The 20,261-nt window shown below is 63.7% G+C and carries 13 protein-coding genes; 3 read left to right on the top strand and 10 right to left on the bottom strand.

Features of this window, described 5'->3' with window-relative positions:
* Nucleotides 1–2: 2 nt before the first annotated feature.
* Entirely contained in the window at nucleotides 3–896 is an 894-nt protein-coding gene (locus tag J2X56_RS06465; protein WP_121041865.1) for a sugar phosphate isomerase/epimerase, read from the bottom strand.
* Between the two features lie 10 nt (nucleotides 897–906).
* The gene (gene speB, locus J2X56_RS06470) at nucleotides 907–1,857 is read right to left on the bottom strand and encodes an agmatinase (RefSeq protein WP_121041867.1); all 951 of its coding nucleotides are present in this window, start codon (nucleotides 1,855–1,857) and stop codon (nucleotides 907–909) included.
* A gap of 166 nt (nucleotides 1,858–2,023) precedes the next feature.
* Here speB and J2X56_RS06475 point away from each other — a divergent pair, with 166 nt between their 5' ends.
* Nucleotides 2,024–2,920, top strand: coding sequence for a LysR family transcriptional regulator (locus J2X56_RS06475; RefSeq protein WP_121041869.1), 897 nt, complete (start codon nucleotides 2,024–2,026; stop codon nucleotides 2,918–2,920).
* A gap of 42 nt (nucleotides 2,921–2,962) precedes the next feature.
* Here the strand turns inward: J2X56_RS06475 and pbpC are convergent, their stop codons facing one another.
* From pbpC to J2X56_RS06490, 3 genes are all read right to left on the bottom strand, one after another.
* Complete coding sequence (gene pbpC, locus J2X56_RS06480; RefSeq protein ID WP_121041871.1) at nucleotides 2,963–5,251, bottom strand: penicillin-binding protein 1C; 2,289 nt, start codon at nucleotides 5,249–5,251, stop codon at nucleotides 2,963–2,965.
* Nucleotides 5,251–11,142, bottom strand: a complete 5,892-nt coding sequence (locus J2X56_RS06485) for an MG2 domain-containing protein (RefSeq protein WP_310159009.1) — start codon at nucleotides 11,140–11,142, stop codon at nucleotides 5,251–5,253. Before J2X56_RS06485 ends, pbpC begins: the two co-directional genes overlap by 1 nt.
* 103 nt (nucleotides 11,143–11,245) lie before the next feature.
* Nucleotides 11,246–12,127, bottom strand: coding sequence for a LysR substrate-binding domain-containing protein (locus J2X56_RS06490; protein WP_121041875.1), 882 nt, complete (start codon nucleotides 12,125–12,127; stop codon nucleotides 11,246–11,248).
* Between the two features lie 144 nt (nucleotides 12,128–12,271).
* On the opposite strand from J2X56_RS06490, the gene J2X56_RS06495 reads away from it, so the two are divergent.
* Both J2X56_RS06495 and J2X56_RS06500 read left to right on the top strand, forming a co-directional pair.
* Nucleotides 12,272–13,453: an MFS transporter gene (locus tag J2X56_RS06495; protein WP_209566871.1), complete on the top strand. Its 1,182-nt coding sequence runs from the start codon at nucleotides 12,272–12,274 to the stop codon at nucleotides 13,451–13,453.
* 15 nt (nucleotides 13,454–13,468) lie between these two features.
* Entirely contained in the window at nucleotides 13,469–14,566 is a 1,098-nt protein-coding gene (locus J2X56_RS06500; RefSeq protein WP_209566873.1) for an SDR family oxidoreductase, read from the top strand.
* A 96-nt stretch (nucleotides 14,567–14,662) separates the two neighbouring features.
* On the opposite strand, the gene J2X56_RS06505 is transcribed toward J2X56_RS06500, so the two are convergent.
* From J2X56_RS06505 to hflK, 5 genes are all read right to left on the bottom strand, one after another.
* Nucleotides 14,663–15,193: a phosphoribosyltransferase gene (locus J2X56_RS06505; RefSeq protein WP_034332511.1), complete on the bottom strand. Its 531-nt coding sequence runs from the start codon at nucleotides 15,191–15,193 to the stop codon at nucleotides 14,663–14,665.
* A gap of 53 nt (nucleotides 15,194–15,246) precedes the next feature.
* A complete protein-coding gene (locus J2X56_RS06510) occupies nucleotides 15,247–16,560 on the bottom strand; it encodes an adenylosuccinate synthase (RefSeq protein ID WP_088753376.1) in 1,314 nt (437 codons plus the stop codon).
* Nucleotides 16,561–16,563: 3 nt separating this feature from the next.
* Nucleotides 16,564–17,724: an ATP phosphoribosyltransferase regulatory subunit gene (locus J2X56_RS06515; RefSeq protein WP_209566876.1), complete on the bottom strand. Its 1,161-nt coding sequence runs from the start codon at nucleotides 17,722–17,724 to the stop codon at nucleotides 16,564–16,566.
* Between the two features lie 271 nt (nucleotides 17,725–17,995).
* Nucleotides 17,996–18,889 (bottom strand): protease modulator HflC, encoded by an 894-nt coding sequence (gene hflC / locus J2X56_RS06520; protein WP_121041883.1) that lies wholly within the window; start codon nucleotides 18,887–18,889, stop codon nucleotides 17,996–17,998.
* The gene (gene hflK / locus J2X56_RS06525) at nucleotides 18,889–20,247 is read right to left on the bottom strand and encodes an FtsH protease activity modulator HflK (RefSeq protein ID WP_121041885.1); all 1,359 of its coding nucleotides are present in this window, start codon (nucleotides 20,245–20,247) and stop codon (nucleotides 18,889–18,891) included. The genes hflC and hflK overlap by 1 nt, the downstream gene beginning before the upstream one ends.
* Between the last annotated feature and the right edge of the window lie 14 nt (nucleotides 20,248–20,261).

The raw sequence follows: 20,261 nt of genomic DNA on the forward strand, positions 1-20,261 counted from the left end.
GTTCAAACTCCTGCGGTAGAAGGCGACTGCGTTGATGACGAAGAACCGATGCCGTGCTGCTGCGACCAGCGTGCAAAATGCGCGCGCTCCTGCTGCGCCATCCAACGATTGAGCTGCCACAGGTCGGCCACGGGGCTGCGGGTATAGGGCAGCAGATGCAGGTAGCCGTCCGGACCGAATTCCGGCGTGAGCGTGCTGATGGCATAGCCGCTGGCGTGCTGGAAGGACCAGACCGTCTCCCAGATGCGCTGGTGAAATGCCAGCTCGGGCGCGTATTCGGGTGCGGCCGGATCAGGGACCTGCGGCCCCTGCGCATAGCCCACGCGCGCCTGCACATGGTGTACACGCTCAAGGAAGGGCGTAAGGTCATCCAGCGGGTCATCCAGCAAGCGCTCGCAGACCACGACCCAGTGGCTGATGTCGGCGGTGTAGCGCAGCCGGGGCAGCTGGCGCACGATGTCCAGCGTGATCCAGGGACTGTAGAGCGAACTGGCGCGATGGGTCTCGAAGCTGCAAGGCACGCCCGCATCATCAGCCAGGGCCTGCGCCCGCCCCAGGAAATCGACTTGTTCCGCCAAGGGCCAGCGGTCGTTGCCGGCCAGCAGGTTCACGAAACGGGGCTGCAGTTCCGCCGCCGCATCGAAGGCGCGCGCCAGGTGCTGCAAATGCACCTCCGGCCGGTCGGCCTGGCGCGGAACGACGTCCACGCCACTGAAGACGATGGCGATGTAATCCAGCGCCTCGGCCTGCAGGCGGTCGCGCAATGCGCGCCGCTCCTGCAGCGCCATCGGCAGGCGCGCTTCCAGGCCGCTGCAGCCGGCCTCGCGCAGTTCGGCCACGCAGCGGCTCCAGGGTTCTTGCATGCCCCAGCCGCTGCGAAAGATCTTCAGCTCCATGGCCGGCCTCTCAGCGGTAGGTCACGCCGGGCAGCACACACAGCATTTCGTAGAGCAGGTTCGCGCCCAGCTGCGAGGTATTGCCGCTCAAGTCATAGGGAGGCGAGACCTCCACCAGATCACAGCCCACGAGGTTCATGCCACGGCAGCCACGCACGATTTCCAGGGCCTGGATGGAAGTCAGCCCGCCCACTTCGGGGGTGCCGGTGCCGGGTGCCCAGGCCGGGTCGATGCCGTCGATGTCGAAGCTCAGGTAAACCGGACCGGTCCCGATTTGGGCGCGTACTTCTTCCATCAGCGGCGCCAGCGAGCGATGCCAGCATTGCTCGGCCTGCACGAGGCGGAAACCCTGGTCCACGCCCCACTGGAAGTCGCCGCTGGAGTAGCCCTGCGCACGCTGTCCGATCTGCACCACCCGCTTGCAGTCGAGCAAGCCCTCTTCCACGGCGCGGCGGAACGTGGTGCCATGGGCGATCTTCTCGCCGAACATGTCGTCATTGGTATCGGTATGGGCATCGACGTGCACCAGGCCGACCGGGCCGTGCTTGCGTGCAATGGCGCGCAGGATAGGCAACGTGATGGTGTGGTCGCCGCCCAGCGTGAGCGGAATGACCGGATGCGCCATCAGCTCCTTATACGCCTCTTCGATGACGCGGACCGATTCGAGCAGATTGTAGGTATTGATGGCGACGTCGCCGATGTCGGCCACCGACAGGGAATCGAAGGGCGCGGCACCGGTGGCCATGTTGTAGGGGCGGATCATCACCGATTCCGCGCGGATCTGGCGCGGACCGAAGCGGGTCCCCGCGCGCAGGGAGGTGCCGATATCGAGCGGCACGCCGATGAAGGCAGCATCCAGGCCCTCGGCGCTGTCCATCGCAGGCAGGCGCATCATGGTCGAACGGCCGGCAAAGCGCGGCATGTCGTTGCCGCTTTGGGGCTGGTGGAAGACTTTGGACATTGCGTATCACCCTTGTTCTGGCAGCAACATCAGGCTGCGATGGAGCGAATATACAATGGCCGATAGTTATCAAAAGATAGCTGTATTCAAATAATAAGTTGTTAAAATTCGAAACTGATTTCGGGCACTGAACGCGCGCCCTCCTCCATGCAAAGACGATTTATCCATGACCCCAGGCATCGATTTCAAGTTGCTGCGCATATTCGCCGCAGTGGTCCGCCACCAGGGATTCGCCCGGGCCCAGCAGGAGCTGAACCTGACGACCTCGGCCATCAGCACCTACATGGCCCAGCTGGAGAGCGATGTCGGCTTTACCGTCTGCCGGCGTGGACGAGGTGGTTTCGCGCTCACTGACAAGGGGGAACTGCTGCTGTCGGAAACGCTGCGCGTCTTGGGTGAGGTAGACAGTTTCGAGCGCTATACCCAGTCGCTCAAGGGCGAACTGGGCGGTACGCTGAAGATAGGCGTGCTCGATACGACGGTCACCGATCCTTCCCTGCCCATGGCGGAGGCGATCGGGATGTTTTCCAGCAAGTTTCCGGGCATGCACCTGAACCTGCTCATCCGCAGCCCCTACGAACTGCAGAAGGGCTTGCTGGACAATGAACTCGACATCGCGGTGGGCTTTTTCCCCGCCAAGGCCAATGGCCTGATCTATCAGCCGCTCTACCGCGAGCAGCAGTGGCTGTATTGCAGCGACCGGCACCCCTGCTTCCAGCAGCGCAACCTGCGCGCCTCGGCCGTCTCGGAAATGAGCGTGGTCAGCCGCAGTTACTGGAGCCAGACCGAGCTGAGCCGGCACGGTTTCAAGCGCAGCGTGGCCACGGTGGAAAGCATGGAAGCGCAGTTGATCCTGATCCTCTCGGGCCGCTATATCGGTTATCTGCCGGAGCACTATGCGCAGTCCTGGGTCGAGCAGGGACGGCTGAAGGTCTTGCTGCCTTCCGAGTTTGGCTACCAGTCGCAGTTTTCCCTGGTGCTGCGCCGGGGCCGCAGCCGCGAACTGCCTTTGCAGGCAATGCGCGAACTGCTGCAGACCGGCAAGCGGGGCAGCAAGCGCTAGAAATGGGCCAGAAGGGATCTGTGCTGGGCCCTGCAGCACGCATTATTTGCGCGCTGGTCCACCAGCCTTGGATTCATTGCGCACTACCGCCCCCCTGACCTCGAAGCGCACGCTATCGAGCAGCTTGCCCTGCTTGTCCTGCAGCACCAGCACATGCTTGCCGGGCCAGGGCATCCAGTCGAAGTCCAACGCTTCTTCCCCTGCGGCCGTAAGGTTGGCCGCCACCTTCTGCGCCTGTACCCTGCCCGCCTGCATGACCTCCTGCGGCATCAGCTTGCCATCGAGCATCCAGCGGCTGCCCGCAGGCGCGCCCTGAGCGCGGAAGCGGATGCGCTGACGCGCCGGCGGGATATCGGGGTCCAGCGCTGCGAGCATGCCTGTGGTGGGATAAGTGATGGCGGGACGAATATCGCGCGCATGCGCCAGGCGGATCTCGGCCTGGCCGGTGCCCGGTAAAAAATATTCGGTGCGCGCTGCTTCCACATCCTGCTCGTAACGGATCATCTGCGCCTCCACGCCGGCCGGTTTTGCGGGCGGGCCGTTGCCCGCATCACGTCCGCCGTTGCGGCCTCGTTCATGCAGATATTGCATGACCTCCTGCCACACCGGTGCCGCACCGGTCACGCCGGACACGTCCCACATCGGCGCGCCAGAAGCGTTTCCGACCCATACCCCTACGGTATAACGCGAGGAATAGCCGACACACCAGTTGTCGCGCATGTCCTTTGAAGTACCGGTCTTGACCGCCGTCCAGATACGGGTGGACAGCGCATTCTCCAGGCCGAAGGTGCGCGCGCGCGCACTGCGGTCGGAGAGGATGTCGCCGACGATGTAGGCGGCATCGGCGTCCATCACCTGCGTGGTACGCGCTGGCGTGCGCGCTTCATCGAGCCGGGTGCGCAAGGGCGTGTAGCGGCCTTGATTGGCCAGCACGCGATAGGCATTGGCCAGGTTGGCCAGCGTGATGTCGGCGCTGCCCAGCGCGAGGCTGTAGCCGTAATAATCACCGCTCTCGCGCAGGTTGAAACCTAGCGCCTGCAAGCGCCGGAAGAAGCGCTCGGGCGTCACCATCACCAGCGTGCGCACCGCAGGGATATTGAGCGAGGAACCCAGCGACGTGCGCAGGCTCACCAGTCCCTTGTATTGCTTGTCGTAGTTCTGCGGAATGTAGAGCCCGGCCGAGGTGGCCAGGTTGACCGGAGAATCATCCAGCAGGGACGCGGCCGTCAGCCATTTCTTTTCGATGGCCAGTTCGTAGAGGAAAGGCTTGAGCGTCGAGCCCGCCTGCCGCTGCGCCACCACCCCATCCACATTGGCCGCCGCCGACAGCGGGCCGCTAGAACCGACCCAGGCCAGCACCTCGCCGGTGGCATTGTCGATGACGATGACGGCACCATCCTCGATGTTGCGCTCGGCCAGTCCGGCCAGTTGATGACGCAGGGCTTGCGTGGCAAAGCGCTGCAAGGGCGCGTCCAGCGTGGAACGCAATTGCTGCCCCGGTGCATTCAAGAGCTTGCGGGCCAGATGCGGCGCCAGCTGCGGTGAATCGCTCGTCCCCGGCAAATCACGCTTGGCGGACACGCGCGCCAACGCCAGCTCGGTGCGGCCATCCATGCCGCTGCACTGCTCGCCTGCGCCCTCTTCCTTGAGAATGGCGCAGGCGCGTTCGGTCACGCGGCGCGGCGTCGCATTGGGCGCACGGATCAACGCGACCGCGATGGCCGCCTCGCCCTGGTCGAGTCCGCTCGGATGCTTGCCGAACATCACGCGCGACAGCGCATGCACGCCTACCAGCTCGCCCCGGAAGGCTACCAGGTTGAGATAGGCTTCCAGGATCTGGTCCTTGCGCCAGTTGCGCTCCAGCGATTGTGCAATCCACGCCTGCGATACTTTCTGCGTGAGCGAACGCACGCCGGACTTGCGGCGCAGATCGTCATAGATCAAACCCGCCAGTTGCATCGTGATGGTGGAGGCACCGCGTGTCTTCGTATTCCACAGGTTGCCCCAGGCCGAGGCAGCTACAGCGCTCCAGTCGATGCCGCTGTGCTGGTAGAAACGCCGGTCCTCGGAGGCCACCAGGGCATGCCGCAGCGCCGGGGATACGTCTTCCAGTTTGACCCAGGACAATTTGCGCTCGTCCATATTCACGCGCATGCGCTGCAACAGCTCGCCGTTGCGGTCCATCAGGCTGGCCTCCGAGGGCAGGAAGTCGCGCTGTACTTCGCTGAACGATGGCACGGCACTGGCTGCGGTGGGCATCAGCAGAGCCAGCACCAGCGCGCTGATCGAAACCAGCGCGCCAGGCCGGAGGGTGCCTGCGGTCAAGCGCATCACTGCGCCGCCTTCACGACCAGCTTGCCATTGGGGACTTCACCGAACATTTCCGGCGCATACATCGCTTCCACCCGCGTGGGCGGCAGATTGAATTCACCCGCATTGTTCAGGCGCACCGTGTAGCTGATGCTGGTGCGGCCCTTGGGCATGGCCTCGTAATACGCGCGGTAGGCTTCGAAGCTGCGCTCTTCATAGGCCAGCCAGCCCATGCCACGATCACGCGGGGCCTCCTGCTTGCCCTGCGCGATGGCGGAGTCGCGGCCCAGGCCGGAACCCAGCAGGGTCGCACCGCCCGGCACCGGATCACTGACCACGACCCAGGTCATCTCGGCTTGCGCGTCGATGTCCAGCGTCACGCGCAGCACGTCGCCACGTGTATATACACCGGCCTGCTTCTGCTCGATGGCCTCGACCTTGCGGGTGATGCGATAGCCGGCCGCAAAAGGCTGCTTCAAGGGGACTGCAGCCAGGCTCTGCAACGTCACCCAGGGCTTGCCGTTGCCCTCTTGCGCCAGGCGTACGCTGCCACCCTGCGCATTGCCTTCCGGCCAGGGCAGCTGCAGCTTGCCGCCGTTGGTAGCACCGCTCCAGGCCAGGCTCTGGGTGGCGGCGCTGGTGCCGTTCTGCTCCAGCGTGGCACGGGTGGTGCCGGTGACGGGTTCGGATTCGAACTTGCGCGCGAATTTCTCCAGCGCCAGGCTGCCCCAGACGTTGGCCGTGGTGGTTCTCCAATGACCGCGCTGCTGACGGCCGATGGCACCGGCGATCAGGCGCGGCATGTCCTCGCGCCAGGCCGGGTTGTTCAGCTCCAGCAGGATCAGGCGGTTGGCGTTGGCATCGGCGCTGCTCATGAGCCACCACCAGTAATCGCTCTCTTCATTGGAGAAGCCCATGCGCGTACCCTGGAAGTTCAGGCGGGCACGCAGGATCTGGTCTGCCTGCTCCAGCTTCTTGTCGCGATCGGGGATGGCAGAGACGCGCTGCAGGATGCCGATCCAGTCCAGCAGGCCCGAGGTGGGCCAGACGTTGGGATTGATCTGGATCGAACCCAGCATCGCGGGTTGCACACGGTTGTAGCGCGACAGCGCTTCCAGGGCGGCCAGCTTGCGCACGTCCAGATCCTTTTGCGGCGACCAGAAATCGCGCATCACCTTGCCCTCCACAAAAGCCGCAAGACCATCCAGCATCTTGTCGCGGCTGCCTTGCGGGATGGCATAGCCGGCTTCGTTGGTGGCAGCCAGCAGATAGGCCGTCAGCGTATCGCTGCCGCGGCGCGCGCCACTGTCGCTGGGCGGGAAGTAATACGCCAGGCCATCGCCATCCAGATAGGTCGGCAGGTCGGCCACGATCTTCTGCCATGCCGCTTCATCGCGCAGGCCGATGGCCTTGGATGTCTTCTGCTCCAGGCAGGCGAAGGGATAGTTGACGAAGTAACGCGTGAGCGCATCGCTGCCACCGGCCAGGCTGGGCTTGAGCGAGAGCGCCAGGCCACCGCGTCCCGGCAGGCTGTCGGCGGGTCGCGCGACGTTGATGGCGGCACTCTTGTCCAGCTGGAACAGCGTGGCCTGCTGCACCGTGACCGGCACGGCCGGGACGACGCGCTGGGTGAACTTCATGGCGTCTCGCGCTTTCTGTCCGCCCTGCTCCTGGGCGCTGATTTCCCAGGCCAGCTGGTTGATGCCTTCCGGCGTCTGCACCGGCCACATGACTTCGGCCGACTGTCCGGCTGCAATCTTCATCTCACGTTCCGGCAGAGTCAGCGTGCTCGCCGGCGTACCACCTTGCGCACGCGCGGCGACCTTGATCGTCATATCGTGCGTGGTGGTATTGCGTACGGTGACGCTGCCGTTGAAGTTGTCGCCCTCGCGCACCAGCGGCGGCAGGCCGGAGATGACCTGCACATCCTGCGTGGAACGAATGCTGATGCTGCCGGTGCCGAAGTCACTGATGCCATTCTCGGCGATGGCGACGATGCGGAAGGAAGTCAGCGCATCATTGAGCGGCACATCCAGCTGTGCCCGGCCCTCGGCATCCAGCGTGACATTGGGCTTCCATACCAGCAAGGTATCGAACAGTTCACGCGTGGGCGCCCGGCCACCGCCCCCGCCAGCGGGCGTGGCCTTCTTGCCGTAGTGGCGCTTGCCAACCACCTGCATCTGGGCCGTTGATGTTTCGACGCCGTAGCTGCGACGTTGCAGCATGGCGCGCAGCACATCCCAGCTGCCATTGGGCTGCAGTTCCAGCAGGGCTTCATCGACGGCGGCCAGGGCGAATTCACCACCGGCGGCGGGCTTGCCGTTGGGCAGTTTCACTTGCACTTGGACCTTGGCCGTGGCGCGGATGGGATACGCCGGCTTGTCGGTGCTGACGGCCACTTGCAGACGATGGCCCGCGTCACCCACGTTGACTTCGGCGATGCCGAATTTCCAGGCCGGTTTGGAGAGATCGACGATGGGGCCCGGTCCCTGGTATTCGCGGAATTCATGCCACCAGTTGATCGGTTCCTTCCAGCCCCAGATGAAGAAGGAATACCACGGCACCTCGCGCATGCGGCCGCGCACGGCCAACACCGACACATACACGTTGGGACCATACTCGGCCTTCATCGGCACGCTGATGGTGGGATCCTGGCCGGACAGCTGCACCACGCGCGTATCGATCACGCCTTCACGCTCCACCGCGACCAGCGCGGTAGCGTAGCGGAACGGCATGCGGACCTGGAAGTTGGCGGTCTCGCCGGGCTGGTAATTCTTTTTCTCGGGCAGGATGTCGATGCGGTCCTGGTTCTCGCCATCGAACCAGACTTCGCCGCGTCCGGTGACCCACACCGAGGAACGGGCGGCAGCCGCATTGCCATTGCCATCCTTGGCGCTGGCGATCAATTCCACATTGCCCGCTTCGGACAATTCGGTATCGCAGCTGAACATGCCATGCTGGTCGCTCTTGCCGGAGCAGAGCTTGCCGAGGTCCTGCTTGCTCTCGTCGTTTTCATAGGCGTAGAAGCCGCCGACCATGCGCTTGCGGTGCGAATTGGTCTTGCGCGCCAGGCCACGGATTTCCACCGGCACACCAGCTTGCGGCTGGCCAGCGGTATTGAGGGTGACGGCGGTCAGCGTGAGCTTCTTCTTCACCGAGACCCAGTTGCCGGTGCGCAGGCCCACCACCACCGCCGACGGCCACAGGGGCGTGACGTTGGAGATGGTCTGCACTTCGCCATTGGGGTCGCTGTAGGTCATCTCGGTGAGCAGTTCCTGCGGGCGTTGCAGCGCGGGCAGCTTGCCGATGACGGCGCGGCCGGCACCGTTCTTGTCGAGCGTGACGGCGAGTTTGTCGGCGACGATCTTCTGGTCATCAGCATTGCTGTCATCGTCATTACGCGGCGCATCGAAGGAGAAACCGTCGTAACCCGTGATGTTGACCGAACGTGACCGCAACAACGACGACACCCGCACCGCCTGGTTGGCAGCCGCACCGCCATTGATGTAGTTCAGCTGCAGATCCAGCGGCAGCTCCTTGATGGCCACTTGCGCGCCCTTGGGTGGCGTGATGCGCCCCTGCATCAGGGGCAGGCGGAATTCCTCCACGCGGAAGCTGCCGGTGACGTAGGTGCCGCGGCCGTAGCCTGCTTCATTGTCGCCGTCATCGGATTGGCCATTGGCATTGCTGCCGGCAGCGGGATCGACCGTGCCCTGGTCGAGCACAACCTCGTAGCTGCCCAGCTTGGCTTCCTTGGGCAGGGTGAAGCTGGTCTCGGCGCTCTTGTTGCCGCGCCAGTTCAGCGGGAACTGGTATTGCTGGCCGCTGCCGAGATGGCTGATGCGCACCCGCGTAGGCAGGTCTTCCTTGCGCATGAGGCCGAAGCCTTGCATGGTCTCGGTGCGGATCACGTGCTTCATCGAGACGGTCTCCCCGGCGCGGAACAGGGTGCGGTCGAAGATGGTAGTGGCGCGTGTGGTGGCCGACTTGTCCATGTCGGTCGGCAAATTGAAGCGCCAGGATTCGATGCCTTCATTCCACGAGGTCAGCGCAAAGGCCATGTCCTGGCGGCCCTTCTCATCGGTCTTGCGCGCGCTCACGAAGAGGCCGCTGATCTTGTCGGCGTTCTCCGCGCTGTAGCCGCGGTTCACGCAGGCATCTTCCAGCACCGGCATCATGGCCACGCCGCTGGCGTTGGTCTTGCCCTGCCAGAGCTGGGTGCCGTCGCAATTGGAGACGCGGATCTCGGCATCGGCTACCGGTTTGGCATCGTCCAGCCGGGTTACCCAGACGGCGCCATTGGCGCGGCCCAGCTTGACGTGCACCGACAGGTTGGTCACCAGCGCGCTGGTGCGCACATACATCGGCTGCGGCTTGCCCAGCAGCGACGCGCCCAGCTTCTGGGATTCCAGTTCGACCACGTAGAAGCCCGGATCCTTCAGGGGAATGCCGATCACTTCAAAGGGCCATTCGCCCTCCTTGGCGTCCTTCTGTGCAGGCAGATCGAGTTTCTTCGCACCGGGTTCCTTGGCCAGCAGGCTGACGCTGCGCGTATCCACCTTCTTCGGATCGCCCCACTTCTCGTGATACTTGTTCAGGCGCGTGAGCCAGGCGATGACGGCCTTGTCGCCATCCACTTTCAGATCCGCGACCTGGCCGGGCATGGCGCGGCCGTCCTTGCCGCGTACCAGCAGCCCGGCTTCCACTCGGCGCAGGGTGACCGGCAGTGTGGGATCAGCGTTGAGCTCGATGATGCCAAAGGGGGCGGCCGGGAATTTGGCCAGCGGCGGGAAATCCGCCAGCGCCGATTTCAACGGGAAGGCTCCTGCATTGGCCAAGGTGCGCCCATCTTCATCCTTGAAGCCGGAAGGCAGGCTGATGGTGAAGTCGGATTTCTCCGGGAACGGCGGCTTGAAGCGCAGCTCTCGCACGGCTTCGTCCTTGTCGCCTTCCAGTGTGGGCTTGATCTTGCCGGTGGTGGCATTCATCACCACCTGCTCGGCCAGCTTGCGCGGCACCGGGGCCGAGAACGACAAGGTGACCGGCAGGATGGGCGAGCAGGCAGCGTTGGCGTTCTCGCGCTGGCACGAGAGGCTGGCGGCGAATTCGCTGCGCACCTGGAAATTGAAGACCTGCGGCTTGGAGGTCACGATGGCAGGCGCATTGGCAGGGGCAATGCCACGATCCCAGACCAGCTTCACGTGCGCCTCGTTGGGCAGGCGCTGCTGGCACTGCACGATGGTGACCGACGCCGGGTCCGAGCCCTTGGCGAACTGCTGCAGCAAGGCCTTGCGATCAGCGTCGCCGACGGCCTTGGTGGGGATGCGCTCATTGATGCCTTCGGCTTCGCAATACAGGTGGTCGCGAACCGTAGCCTCGGTGGCCGGCCCGTTCTGGAACAGGATGAAGGCCTGGTCTTCCGCAATCTGTGCGCCGCTGTAGGGTTCGACGCGGCTCACCGCCGGGCCGCCGGTACTGAACTGGAAGCGCGTCTTGCCGCTGACCGTGTTGCCGGCGACGGAACGGGCATCCGCACGCAAATTGAAACTGCAGCGGGTACCGGGTGGCAGGTCGCGTTCGAAGTCGTAGACCCAGTTCTTGTCATCAGCCCAGCGTGCCGTGCCGCTGATGGCGCAATCGGCATCGAAGGGCGAGGCCGCCTTGGGGTCGCCAAACTTGACCATGGATTCCGAGAAGCGCGCCCGCACCTGGCGGATGCGCTGCACTTCGCCCTGCGGCGAAAAGGACAGCACGCTGGCATTGGCCGCATGCGCAGCCGGTGCAGTGAGCGCCGTGACCGTGCCGAGGCTGAGCAAGGCCGCCCCGGCCAGCAGCAGCCCTTGCAGCGGTGCGCGGCACATCGCCGCGATCGATGGACGGCCTGTGGCCATGGCGTTTTCCGTTTGCTTCATCTTGTTCTCTCCGGATCAATCTTGTCGTGATGACAGCCACAGGATCCTTCCCCTTGCGGCAGTGCTGGCGCTCAGACTGGAATAACGGCAAAACGTTTCCGATTTACAGCTTGCATTGCAAAAAATCCAGAAAACAGCTGATCCGGCGCGATAGCTGGGTGTTGTGGTAGTACACCGCCGAGATCTTTTGACGGAAGCCGCTATCGTATTGATCCAGCAGGCGCACCAGGCGGCCTGCCGCCAGGTCGGCCGCGGTCATGAAGTCGGACAGGCAGGCAATGCCCTGCCCCTGCAGCGCCAGGTGACGAATGGTCTCGCCGCTGGAGGCGCGAATCGCCGGACGCACCTGGTAGCGGTCTCCTGCGGTGTGGCGCAGCGGCCAGTGATTGAGGCTGTCGGGCTGGGAAAAGCCGATCAGCTGGTGCTGTTCCAGCGCTTCCACCGACTCCGGCGCGCCATGGCGGGCCAGGTACTCGGGACTGGCCACGATGTTCAGGCGCGCCGAGCTCAGCGGCCGCGCATGCAGGGTGGAATCCTGCAGCTCGCCGATGCGGATGGCGATGTCGGCACGCTGCTCCACCAGGTCGATGAAGCGGTCATTGGTGGTCAGCTCCAGTTCGATCTCCGGATAGGCGGCGCGGAAAGCGCCCACATGCGGCACCACACAGTGCAGCATGAAAGGTACGGCCGCATCCACGCGCAACTTCCCGACCGGCTTGCGCGTGCGCATGCGCACCGTGTCTTCGGCCTGCTCCATGGCGGCCAGGATGGCGCGCGCCTGCTCGAGGAAGGCCTCGCCCTCTTCGGTCAGCTCCATGCGGCGCGTGGTGCGGGTCAGCAGGCTCGCGCCCAGCTTCTCCTCCAGCCGCGACAGCGCGCGGCTCACCCCGGACGTGGTCTGCTCCAGCACTTCGGCTGCGGCTGAGAGCGTGCCCGCCTCCACCACCGCAACGAAGGTCCGCAATTCCTCGGACTGAATACTCATTGTTGACTCCGGATCAAATATTCTTTGATTGTAACGGCATTTTTCTCAACAAAGAGTGCGCGCACAATCCTTCACATCGCTGCGACTCCATTTCGGGTTCGGCAGCCGGAAACCCTCATTACTCCTCATTCTGGAAGGATTGCCATGCCAATTGCACTTTGGGCGCTGACCATTAGCGCATTCGCCATCGGGACTACCGAGTTCGTCATCATGGGTCTGCTGCCCGAGGTGGCGAACAATCTGGGCGTGAGCCTCTCTTCGGCCGGTCTGCTGGTAACCGGTTATGCGCTGGGCGTGTTCGTGGGCGCCCCGCTGGTCACGGCCACCACCGGACGCCTGCCGCGCAAGACCTTGCTGATCGCCTTGATGGTGGTCTTCGTCATCGGCAACCTGGCCTGCGCCATCGCGCCGGGCTATGCCACGCTGATGATCGGGCGCGTGGTGGCCTCCTTCGCCCATGGTGCCTTCTTCGGTGTCGGCTCGGTGGTGGCCACCAGCCTGGTCCCCAAGGAGAAGCAGGCCTCGGCCATCGCCCTGATGTTTACTGGCCTGACGGTGGCCAACGTGCTGGGCGTGCCCTTCGGCACCTGGCTGGGTCAGAGTTATGGCTGGCGCGCCACCTTCTGGGCCGTCACCGTCATCGGCGTGATCGCGCTGGCTGCGACCGCCGTGCTGGTGCCGCGCTCGCAAGGCGGTGAAGAAGCCGACTTCGGCAAGGAAGTGCGCGTGCTCATGCGTCCGCAGGTCATGCTGGGGCTGTTGATGACGGTGTTGGGCTTTGGCGGCGTGTTCGCGGCCTTCACCTACATCGCTCCGATCCTGACCGACATCAGCGGTTTCCCGGCGTCGGCGGTCTCGCCCATCCTGCTGCTGTTCGGCCTGGGACTGGTGATCGGCAACCTGGCCGGCGGCAAGCTGGCTGACCGCAAGCTCATGGCCACCCTGCTGGGCAGCTTGGTGCTGCTGGCGGTGGTACTGGTGCTGTTCGGGCTCACCAATGAAAACAAGATCGCCGCCATCATCGGCGTGGGCCTGATGGGCATGGCGGCCTTCGCCACCGTGCCGCCGCTGCAAATGCGCGTGCTGGAAAAGGCGACCGGTGCGCCCAACCTGGCCTCATCGGCCAATATCGCGGCCTTCAACCTGGGCAATGCTGCGGGTGCCTGGCTGGGTGGCGTGACCATCGATCATGGCCCGGGCCTGCATGCAGTGCCTTACGTGGCGGCGCTGCTGCCGCTGGCGGGGATTGCCGTGGCCCTGGTGAGCTGGAAGATGGATGCACGACCGGCCGCCCTGGCCCGCACCGAACGGACCACCCCCATCTGATTGACGGAGCCCGCCATGACCCAGACCCCAAGCACTTCCCCGCCGCAGCGCCAGACCGCCCTGGTAGTGGGAGCCCACGGCGTGATCGGCAGCCAGCTGATCGCGCACCTGCTGTCCCTGCCGCAGTGGGAGGTCATCGGCCTGTCGCGCCGTGGTGGCGAGCACCGCAAGCAGGACCGACTGCGCCACGTTTCCGTGGATCTGCTCGATGCCAGCGATGCCAAACGCCAGCTAGCCCCGCTGGAACACGTCACCCACGTGTTCTATGCGGCCTATCAGCATCGCCCCAGCTGGAGCGAACTGGTGGCCCCCAACCTGGCCATGCTGCAGAACACGGTGCAGACGGTGGAAGCCCACGCGCCCGGCTTGCGCCATATCAGCCTGATGCAGGGCTACAAGGTCTATGGCGGCCATCTTGGCCCCTTCAAGACGCCGGCGCGCGAAAGCGATGCGCAGTTCATGCCGCCGGAGTTCATGTTCGACCAGCAGCGCTGGCTGGAACAGCGGCGCGTCGAGTCAGGCCGCTGCTGGAGCTGGTCGGCACCGCGTCCGGCGGTCGTGGGCGGCGCTGCCCTGGGCAATCCGATGAACCTGGCGCTGGCCATTGCGCTGTATGCCTGCATGAGCAAGGCGCTGGGGCTGCCGCTGCGCTTTCCCGGCAAGCCAGGGGCCTACGACAAGCTGGTCGAAATGACTGATGCCCGCCTGCTGGCCAAGGGCACCGTATGGGCCGCCACCACCGAAGCGGCTGCCAACCAGGCCTTCAACATAGGCAATGGCGACCTGTTCCGCTGGAGCGAGATGTGGCCGAAGATCGCCCGTTATTTCGGCATGGAAGTGGGCACGCCGCTGCCGCTGAAACTGGCCGAGGTAATGGCGGACAAGGCGCCGTTGTGGGAAAGGATCGTCACAGCACATGGCTTGAAGCAGCATCCTTATGCTTCACTGTCGGCATGGGAATTTGCCGACTTCGTGTTCTCGTGGGACTACGACATGTTCGGCGATGGCAGCAAGGCCCGGCGCCTGGGCTTTCACGAGTATGTGGAGACGGAGCAGATGTTCTATCAACTCTTCGACACCTTCAAGGAACGCAAGATCATTCCGTGGTCCTGAAGCGTTGCACCGGTCATCAACAGACGAAAAAAAGAGCTTGCCGCGGCAAGCTCTTTTCACGTCTGACATCAGCTTCAATCAAACCAAAGCGAACGATCAGGCACCCTTCTTGATCCAGGCCGCCAGCTGATGCGGGCCCAGGCCGTCATATTCTTCGAACGGCTGGTGAATCCAGGGGTTGGTCGGCAGGTAGTCGATGTGGAAATCGGGCTCCACGACCGAGCAGGCCTTCCACCAAAGAACGGCACTCTTGATCTCGGTGACGGACGGGTAATGTTCCTTCAGGTGGACCATCACCTTCTGCAGGGTGACGCCGGAATCGACCAGGTCGTCCACCAGCAGGATGCGGCCACCCAGGGTTCCCTTGGTGATGGTGATGTACTTGGCGATGTCCAGGGAGCTGCGGATGGTGCCGGCAGCTTCCCGGTAGGAGCTGGTCGAGAGAATGGCCAGCGGGACATCGAAAATGCGCGACATCACGTCACCCGGGCGCAGGCCGCCGCGCGCCAGGCACAGCACCTGGTCGAACTGGTAGCCGGATTCGTAGACCTTCAATGCCAGTCGTTCGATCAGGCGGTTGTAGTCGTCCCAGGAGACCCAGAGGTCTTTGTCGTCAGAGATCTTCATATTGTTGATTGCTTCGTAGTGCCTTGTGCCCTTGCGGGCGATTGCGTGGTGAATTACTTGAACGGATGGCGCAGGACGATGGTCTCTTCGCGGTCCGGGCCGGTGGAGATCATGTCGATGGGCACGCCCACCAGTTCCTCGATGCGCTTGATGTAAGCGCGGGCGTTGGCCGGCAGAGCGTCCAGCGTCTTGGCGCCGACGGTGGTCTCGGACCAGCCAGGCATTTCTTCGTAGATCGGCTCGCAGGCAGCGGCTTCTTCAGCGCCGACCGGGAAGATGTCCACGGTCTTGCCGTTGAGCTTGTAGCCGGTGCACAGCTTCAACGACTCCAGGCCATCGAGCACGTCCAGCTTGGTCAGGCACATGCCGGAGACGCCATTGATCTGCACCGAGCGCTTCAGCAAGGCGGCATCGAACCAGCCGCAACGGCGCGCACGGCCGGTGACGGTACCGAATTCATGGCCGACCGACGCCAGGTGCTTGCCGGTGCCGGCGTCCGTCGGCAGTTCAGCCGGGAACGGGCCCGAACCGACGCGGGTGGTGTAGGCCTTGGTGATGCCCATGATGTAGTGCAACATGCCCGGACCCACGCCCGCACCGGCGGCGGCGTTGCCGGCCACGCAGTTGCTGGAGGTGACGAACGGATAGGTGCCATGGTCCACATCCAGCAGGCTGCCTTGGGCGCCTTCGAACAGGATCTTGCCGCCGGCCTTGTGGATGGCGTACAGGTCGCTGGAGACATCGGTCACCATGGGCTTGATGCGCGGCACGTTGGCCAGGGCATCGTCCAGGGTCTTCTGGTAGTCCACCGGCTGGGTCTTCAGGTAGTGGGTCAGGACGAAGTTGTGGTAGTCCAGGTTGGCCAGCAGCTTTTCGGCAAAGCGCTTTTCGTTGAGCAGGTCAGCCACGCGGATGGCGCGACGGGCCACCTTGTCTTCGTAGGCCGGGCCGATGCCCTTGCCGGTGGTGCCGATCTTGTCCACGCCACGGGCCGCTTCACGCGCCACATCCAGCGCCACGTGATACGGCAGGATCAGCGGACAGGCGTCCGAGACCTTCAGGCGCGAGCAGACTTCCACGCCGGCGGCTTCGAGCTTGTCGATTTCGCGCAGCAGGTCGGGCACCGACAGCACCACGCCGTTACCGATGTAGCAAGCCACGCCTTCGCGCATGATGCCCGAGGGAATCAGTTGCAGCGCAGTCTTCTTGCCGCCGATGACCAGCGTGTGGCCGGCATTGTGGCCGCCCTGGAAACGCACCACGCCCTGGGCGTGATCGGTCAGCCAATCGACGATCTTGCCCTTACCTTCGTCGCCCCATTGCGTACCGATGACGACGACATTCTTTGCATTGCTGTTCTGTAACATGACTCAACCCAAGTTTTTGATAATCCAGTTTCCATTGCTGAAATCGAGTGCGCGATCGCAATCGAATTCGTCCTGATCGTTTTCGTGGCCGGGAAGGCTTTGGATCACGATCTCTCCCGCTTGCCGCAATTGCGCTATTTTCTCACGCAGACCGGCGTCCCTGCCCCAAGGGGCGAGGATGGCGCGTTTTCGTTCTGCGCCCGGCATCAGTCGTGCCAGTTCACGCAGGTCCAAGGAGAAGCCGGTGGCCGGCCGCGCACGGCCGAAGGCTTCACCCACATGGTCGTAGCGGCCGCCGCGCACCACCGCATTGGGCAGGCCCGGCACATAGGCGGAGAACATCACGCCGCTGTGGTAATGATAGCCGCGCAGGTCGGCCAGATCGATGGTGACAGCCGCGCCTTCATGGCCAGCCGCCAGTTCCACCAGGGCCTGCAGCTCGTCGAGCGCCTGGCCGATGCCCGGCAGCGCCGGCAAGGTGATACGAGCGCGCGCGATGACCGAAATGTCGCCATACAGGTTGGGCAGCGCCAGCAAGGCGGTACGGGTACCTTCCTGGTAGGAGGTGGTGATTTCCTTCAAGCCCGGCACATCCTTGGCCTGCAGCAGGCCGAAGAGCTGGGCTTCGTCGCGCTTGGCCGCGGCATCGTTGGCAATGATGGCGCGCAGCACACCAACGTGGCACAGGTCCAGGCGGATGGTGCGCATGCCGGCCAGGGCCAGCGAATTGAGGGCCAGTTCCTGGATCTCGGCGTCGGCTTCGATACCTGCATGGCCATAGATCTCGGCACCGATCTGGATCGGTTCGCGGGTAGCGTGCAAGCCCGTCGGGCGCGTATGCAGGACGCTGCCGGCATAGCACAGGCGGGTGACCGAGGCGCGATTGAGCAGGTGGGCGTCGATGCGCGCCACTTGCGTGGTCATGTCGGCGCGTACGCCCAGGGTGCGGCCGGAGAGCTGGTCGACCAGCTTGAAGGTGCGCAGGTCGGTATCCTGGCCGGCACCGGTGAGCAGCGATTCGAGGTACTCCAGCAGCGGCGGCATGACCATTTCATAGCCATAGAGGCGGAAATTGTCGAGCAGGCGCCGGCGCAGTTCCTCGATCTTGCGCGCTTCGGAGGGCAAGACATCGGCGATGTTTTCGGGAAGAAGCCAGTTAGGCATAAACAAAAGTCAAAGCAGAAAAAAACGGTTTGCGTACTTGCATGGTTCGGACAGCCAGATCAGAAGCAGCCGCCCAGACGAACAATCGGGGCGGTCCGGGAATGCCTGCCGCCCCTCTTCTTGCACGTCGGGAAAATTGCACCCCGGCACATTGTATCCGACCAAAAAAGGAAAGATGCCCTTTACCAGCGGCATCCATCCGGTTTGCCCTGCCCGCCGGAAATACGCGGCGGCGCAGAACTGTTCACATTATCGCCTGATAAGCGGATTTTTACTTCTTCGCAGCGCTGGAATTGCCGCCGCCGACTCCCTTGAAGTACTTGAAGAACTCCGAGCTCGGATCGACCACCATCACATCGTGACGGTTCTTGAAGCTGGCACGGTAGGCTTCAAGGCTGCGATAGAACTTGTAAAAGTCCGGGTTCTGGCCGAAGGCCTGGGCGTAGATCTGGGACGCCTTGGCGTCGCCGGCACCACGGATCTTTTCGGATTCACGATAGGCTTCGGCCAGGATCACCACGCGCTGGCGATCGGCGTCGGCACGAATCTTTTCGGATTCGGCAGCACCCGTGGAACGCAGCTCATTGGCGACTCGCACACGTTCGGACTTCATGCGTTCGAACACCGAGTTGTTGATCTGGTCCACGTAGTCCACACGGCGCAGGCGCACGTCGATGACTTCCACGCCGATCTGCTTGGCTTCGTTGGCCACCCGAGCCTGGATGGCATCCATGACGTTGTTGCGCTGGCTGGAAATCACTTCGCGCACGGTGCGCTTGGTGATTTCATCGTTCAGCGCCGCTTTGACGATCTGCGACAGGCGATCTTGCGTGCGGCGCTCGTCGGCACCGAAGCTGACGAAGTACAGGCGAGGATCGACGATGCGCCACTTGACGTAGGCATCGACCAGCACGTTCATCTTTTCGGCGGTAATGAAACGGTCGGCGTCAGGGGTATCCAGGGTCTGGATGCGCTTGTCCAGGTACATCACGTTCTGGAACGGCGGCGGCAGCTTGAAGTGCAGGCCGGGTTCGCTGATGACCTGCTTGACTTCACCCAGGGCAAAGACGATGGCCGAGGAACGCTGGTCGACCACGAAGATGGTGGAAGAAGCCAGCCAGATCGCCACGACGGCGACGATGACGGAAGTGACGAGGCGGCCCATCAGCGCACCTCCCTATCACGCGCATCACGGGGATCGCGGTTTCTCGAATCTCGCATCAGCTCGGAAGAATACACAGTGTCGTTTCCTGCAGTCGAAGTGGTGGACGCCGCGCCCGCCGAGGGCTGTACGGTCGACGATGCCGGGGCCTTGCCGCTGGCCGGGGCCGCGTCGCCGGCACTTTGCTGGATCAGCTTGTCCAGCGGCAGGTACAGCAGGTTGCTACCATTCTTGGCATCGACCATGACCTTGGTGGTATTGGCGAAGATCTGCTGCATGGTTTCCAGGTACATGCGGTCGCGGGTGACGGCCGGGGCCTTGGCATAGGCTTCCTGCACCTGGGTGAAGCGCGAGGCATCACCTTCGGCGTTGGCGGTCACGCGGGAGCGGTAGGCTTCGGCTTCTTCCAGCAGGCGCGAGGCGGCACCGGAGGCGCGCGGGATCACGTCGTTGGCATAGGCCTGGCCTTCGTTCTTGAGGCGTTCGCGGTCCTGGCCGGCCTTGACGGCGTCGTCGAAGGCGGCTTGCACCTGTTCAGGCGGTTGCACGCCCTGCATGGTGACGTTGGTGATCTGCACGCCGGACTTGTAGCGATCCAGGATCTGCTGCATGCGCTGGCTCACGTCGAGCGCCACCTTTTCACGGCCTTCGTAGAGGACGAAGTCCATCTTGCTGCGGCCGACGATTTCACGGATGGCCGTTTCGGCAACCTGACGCACGGAATCATCCGGGTCACGGTTGTTGAACAGCCATTCGGCGGCATTCTTGAGCTTGTACTGAACGGCAAACTGGATGTCGATGATGTTTTCATCATCGGTCAGCATCAGGGATTCCTTGAGCTGCTTGTTGCGCACGTTGCCACGGTAGCCGATTTCGGCGGTACGGACCTGCGACATGTTGACGATCTCGTGGCCCTGGATGGGATAAGGCCAGCGCCAGTTGAAGCCCGGCAGCGTAGTGTGGCTGTAGCGGCCGAAGGTGGTGACCACGGCAGTCTGGCCTTCCTGCACGATGAAGAAGCCGCTGGCCAGCCAGAGGAAGGCCACGATCACGGCGATCACGCCCACGCCGATGCCGGCGCCCTTGACGTCGCCACGATTGAAGCCGCCGCCACCGTTGCCGCCGTCGGAACCGCCACCGCCCTTGCGGCCCAGGAGGCCGGCGATGCGCTGGTTGAAGTCGCGCCAGAGCTGGTCGAGGTCAGGCGGGCCGTCGTTGTTGCCGGACGGTTTTTCGGGCCGTTTGTCGCCGTTACTTCCGTTATTCTGATTCTCGCGGTTGTCGTTTTGCGAACCACGTCCCCATTGGGGGTCGTTCAACGAAAACTTGACACCGATTTTCCTGAATAAAGACACAAGCATGCGTTTGCGTTCCG

Origin of the sequence: Herbaspirillum sp. 1173, from assembly GCF_031455335.1 — a bacterium.
Taxonomy (GTDB): domain Bacteria; phylum Pseudomonadota; class Gammaproteobacteria; order Burkholderiales; family Burkholderiaceae_D; genus Herbaspirillum; species Herbaspirillum huttiense.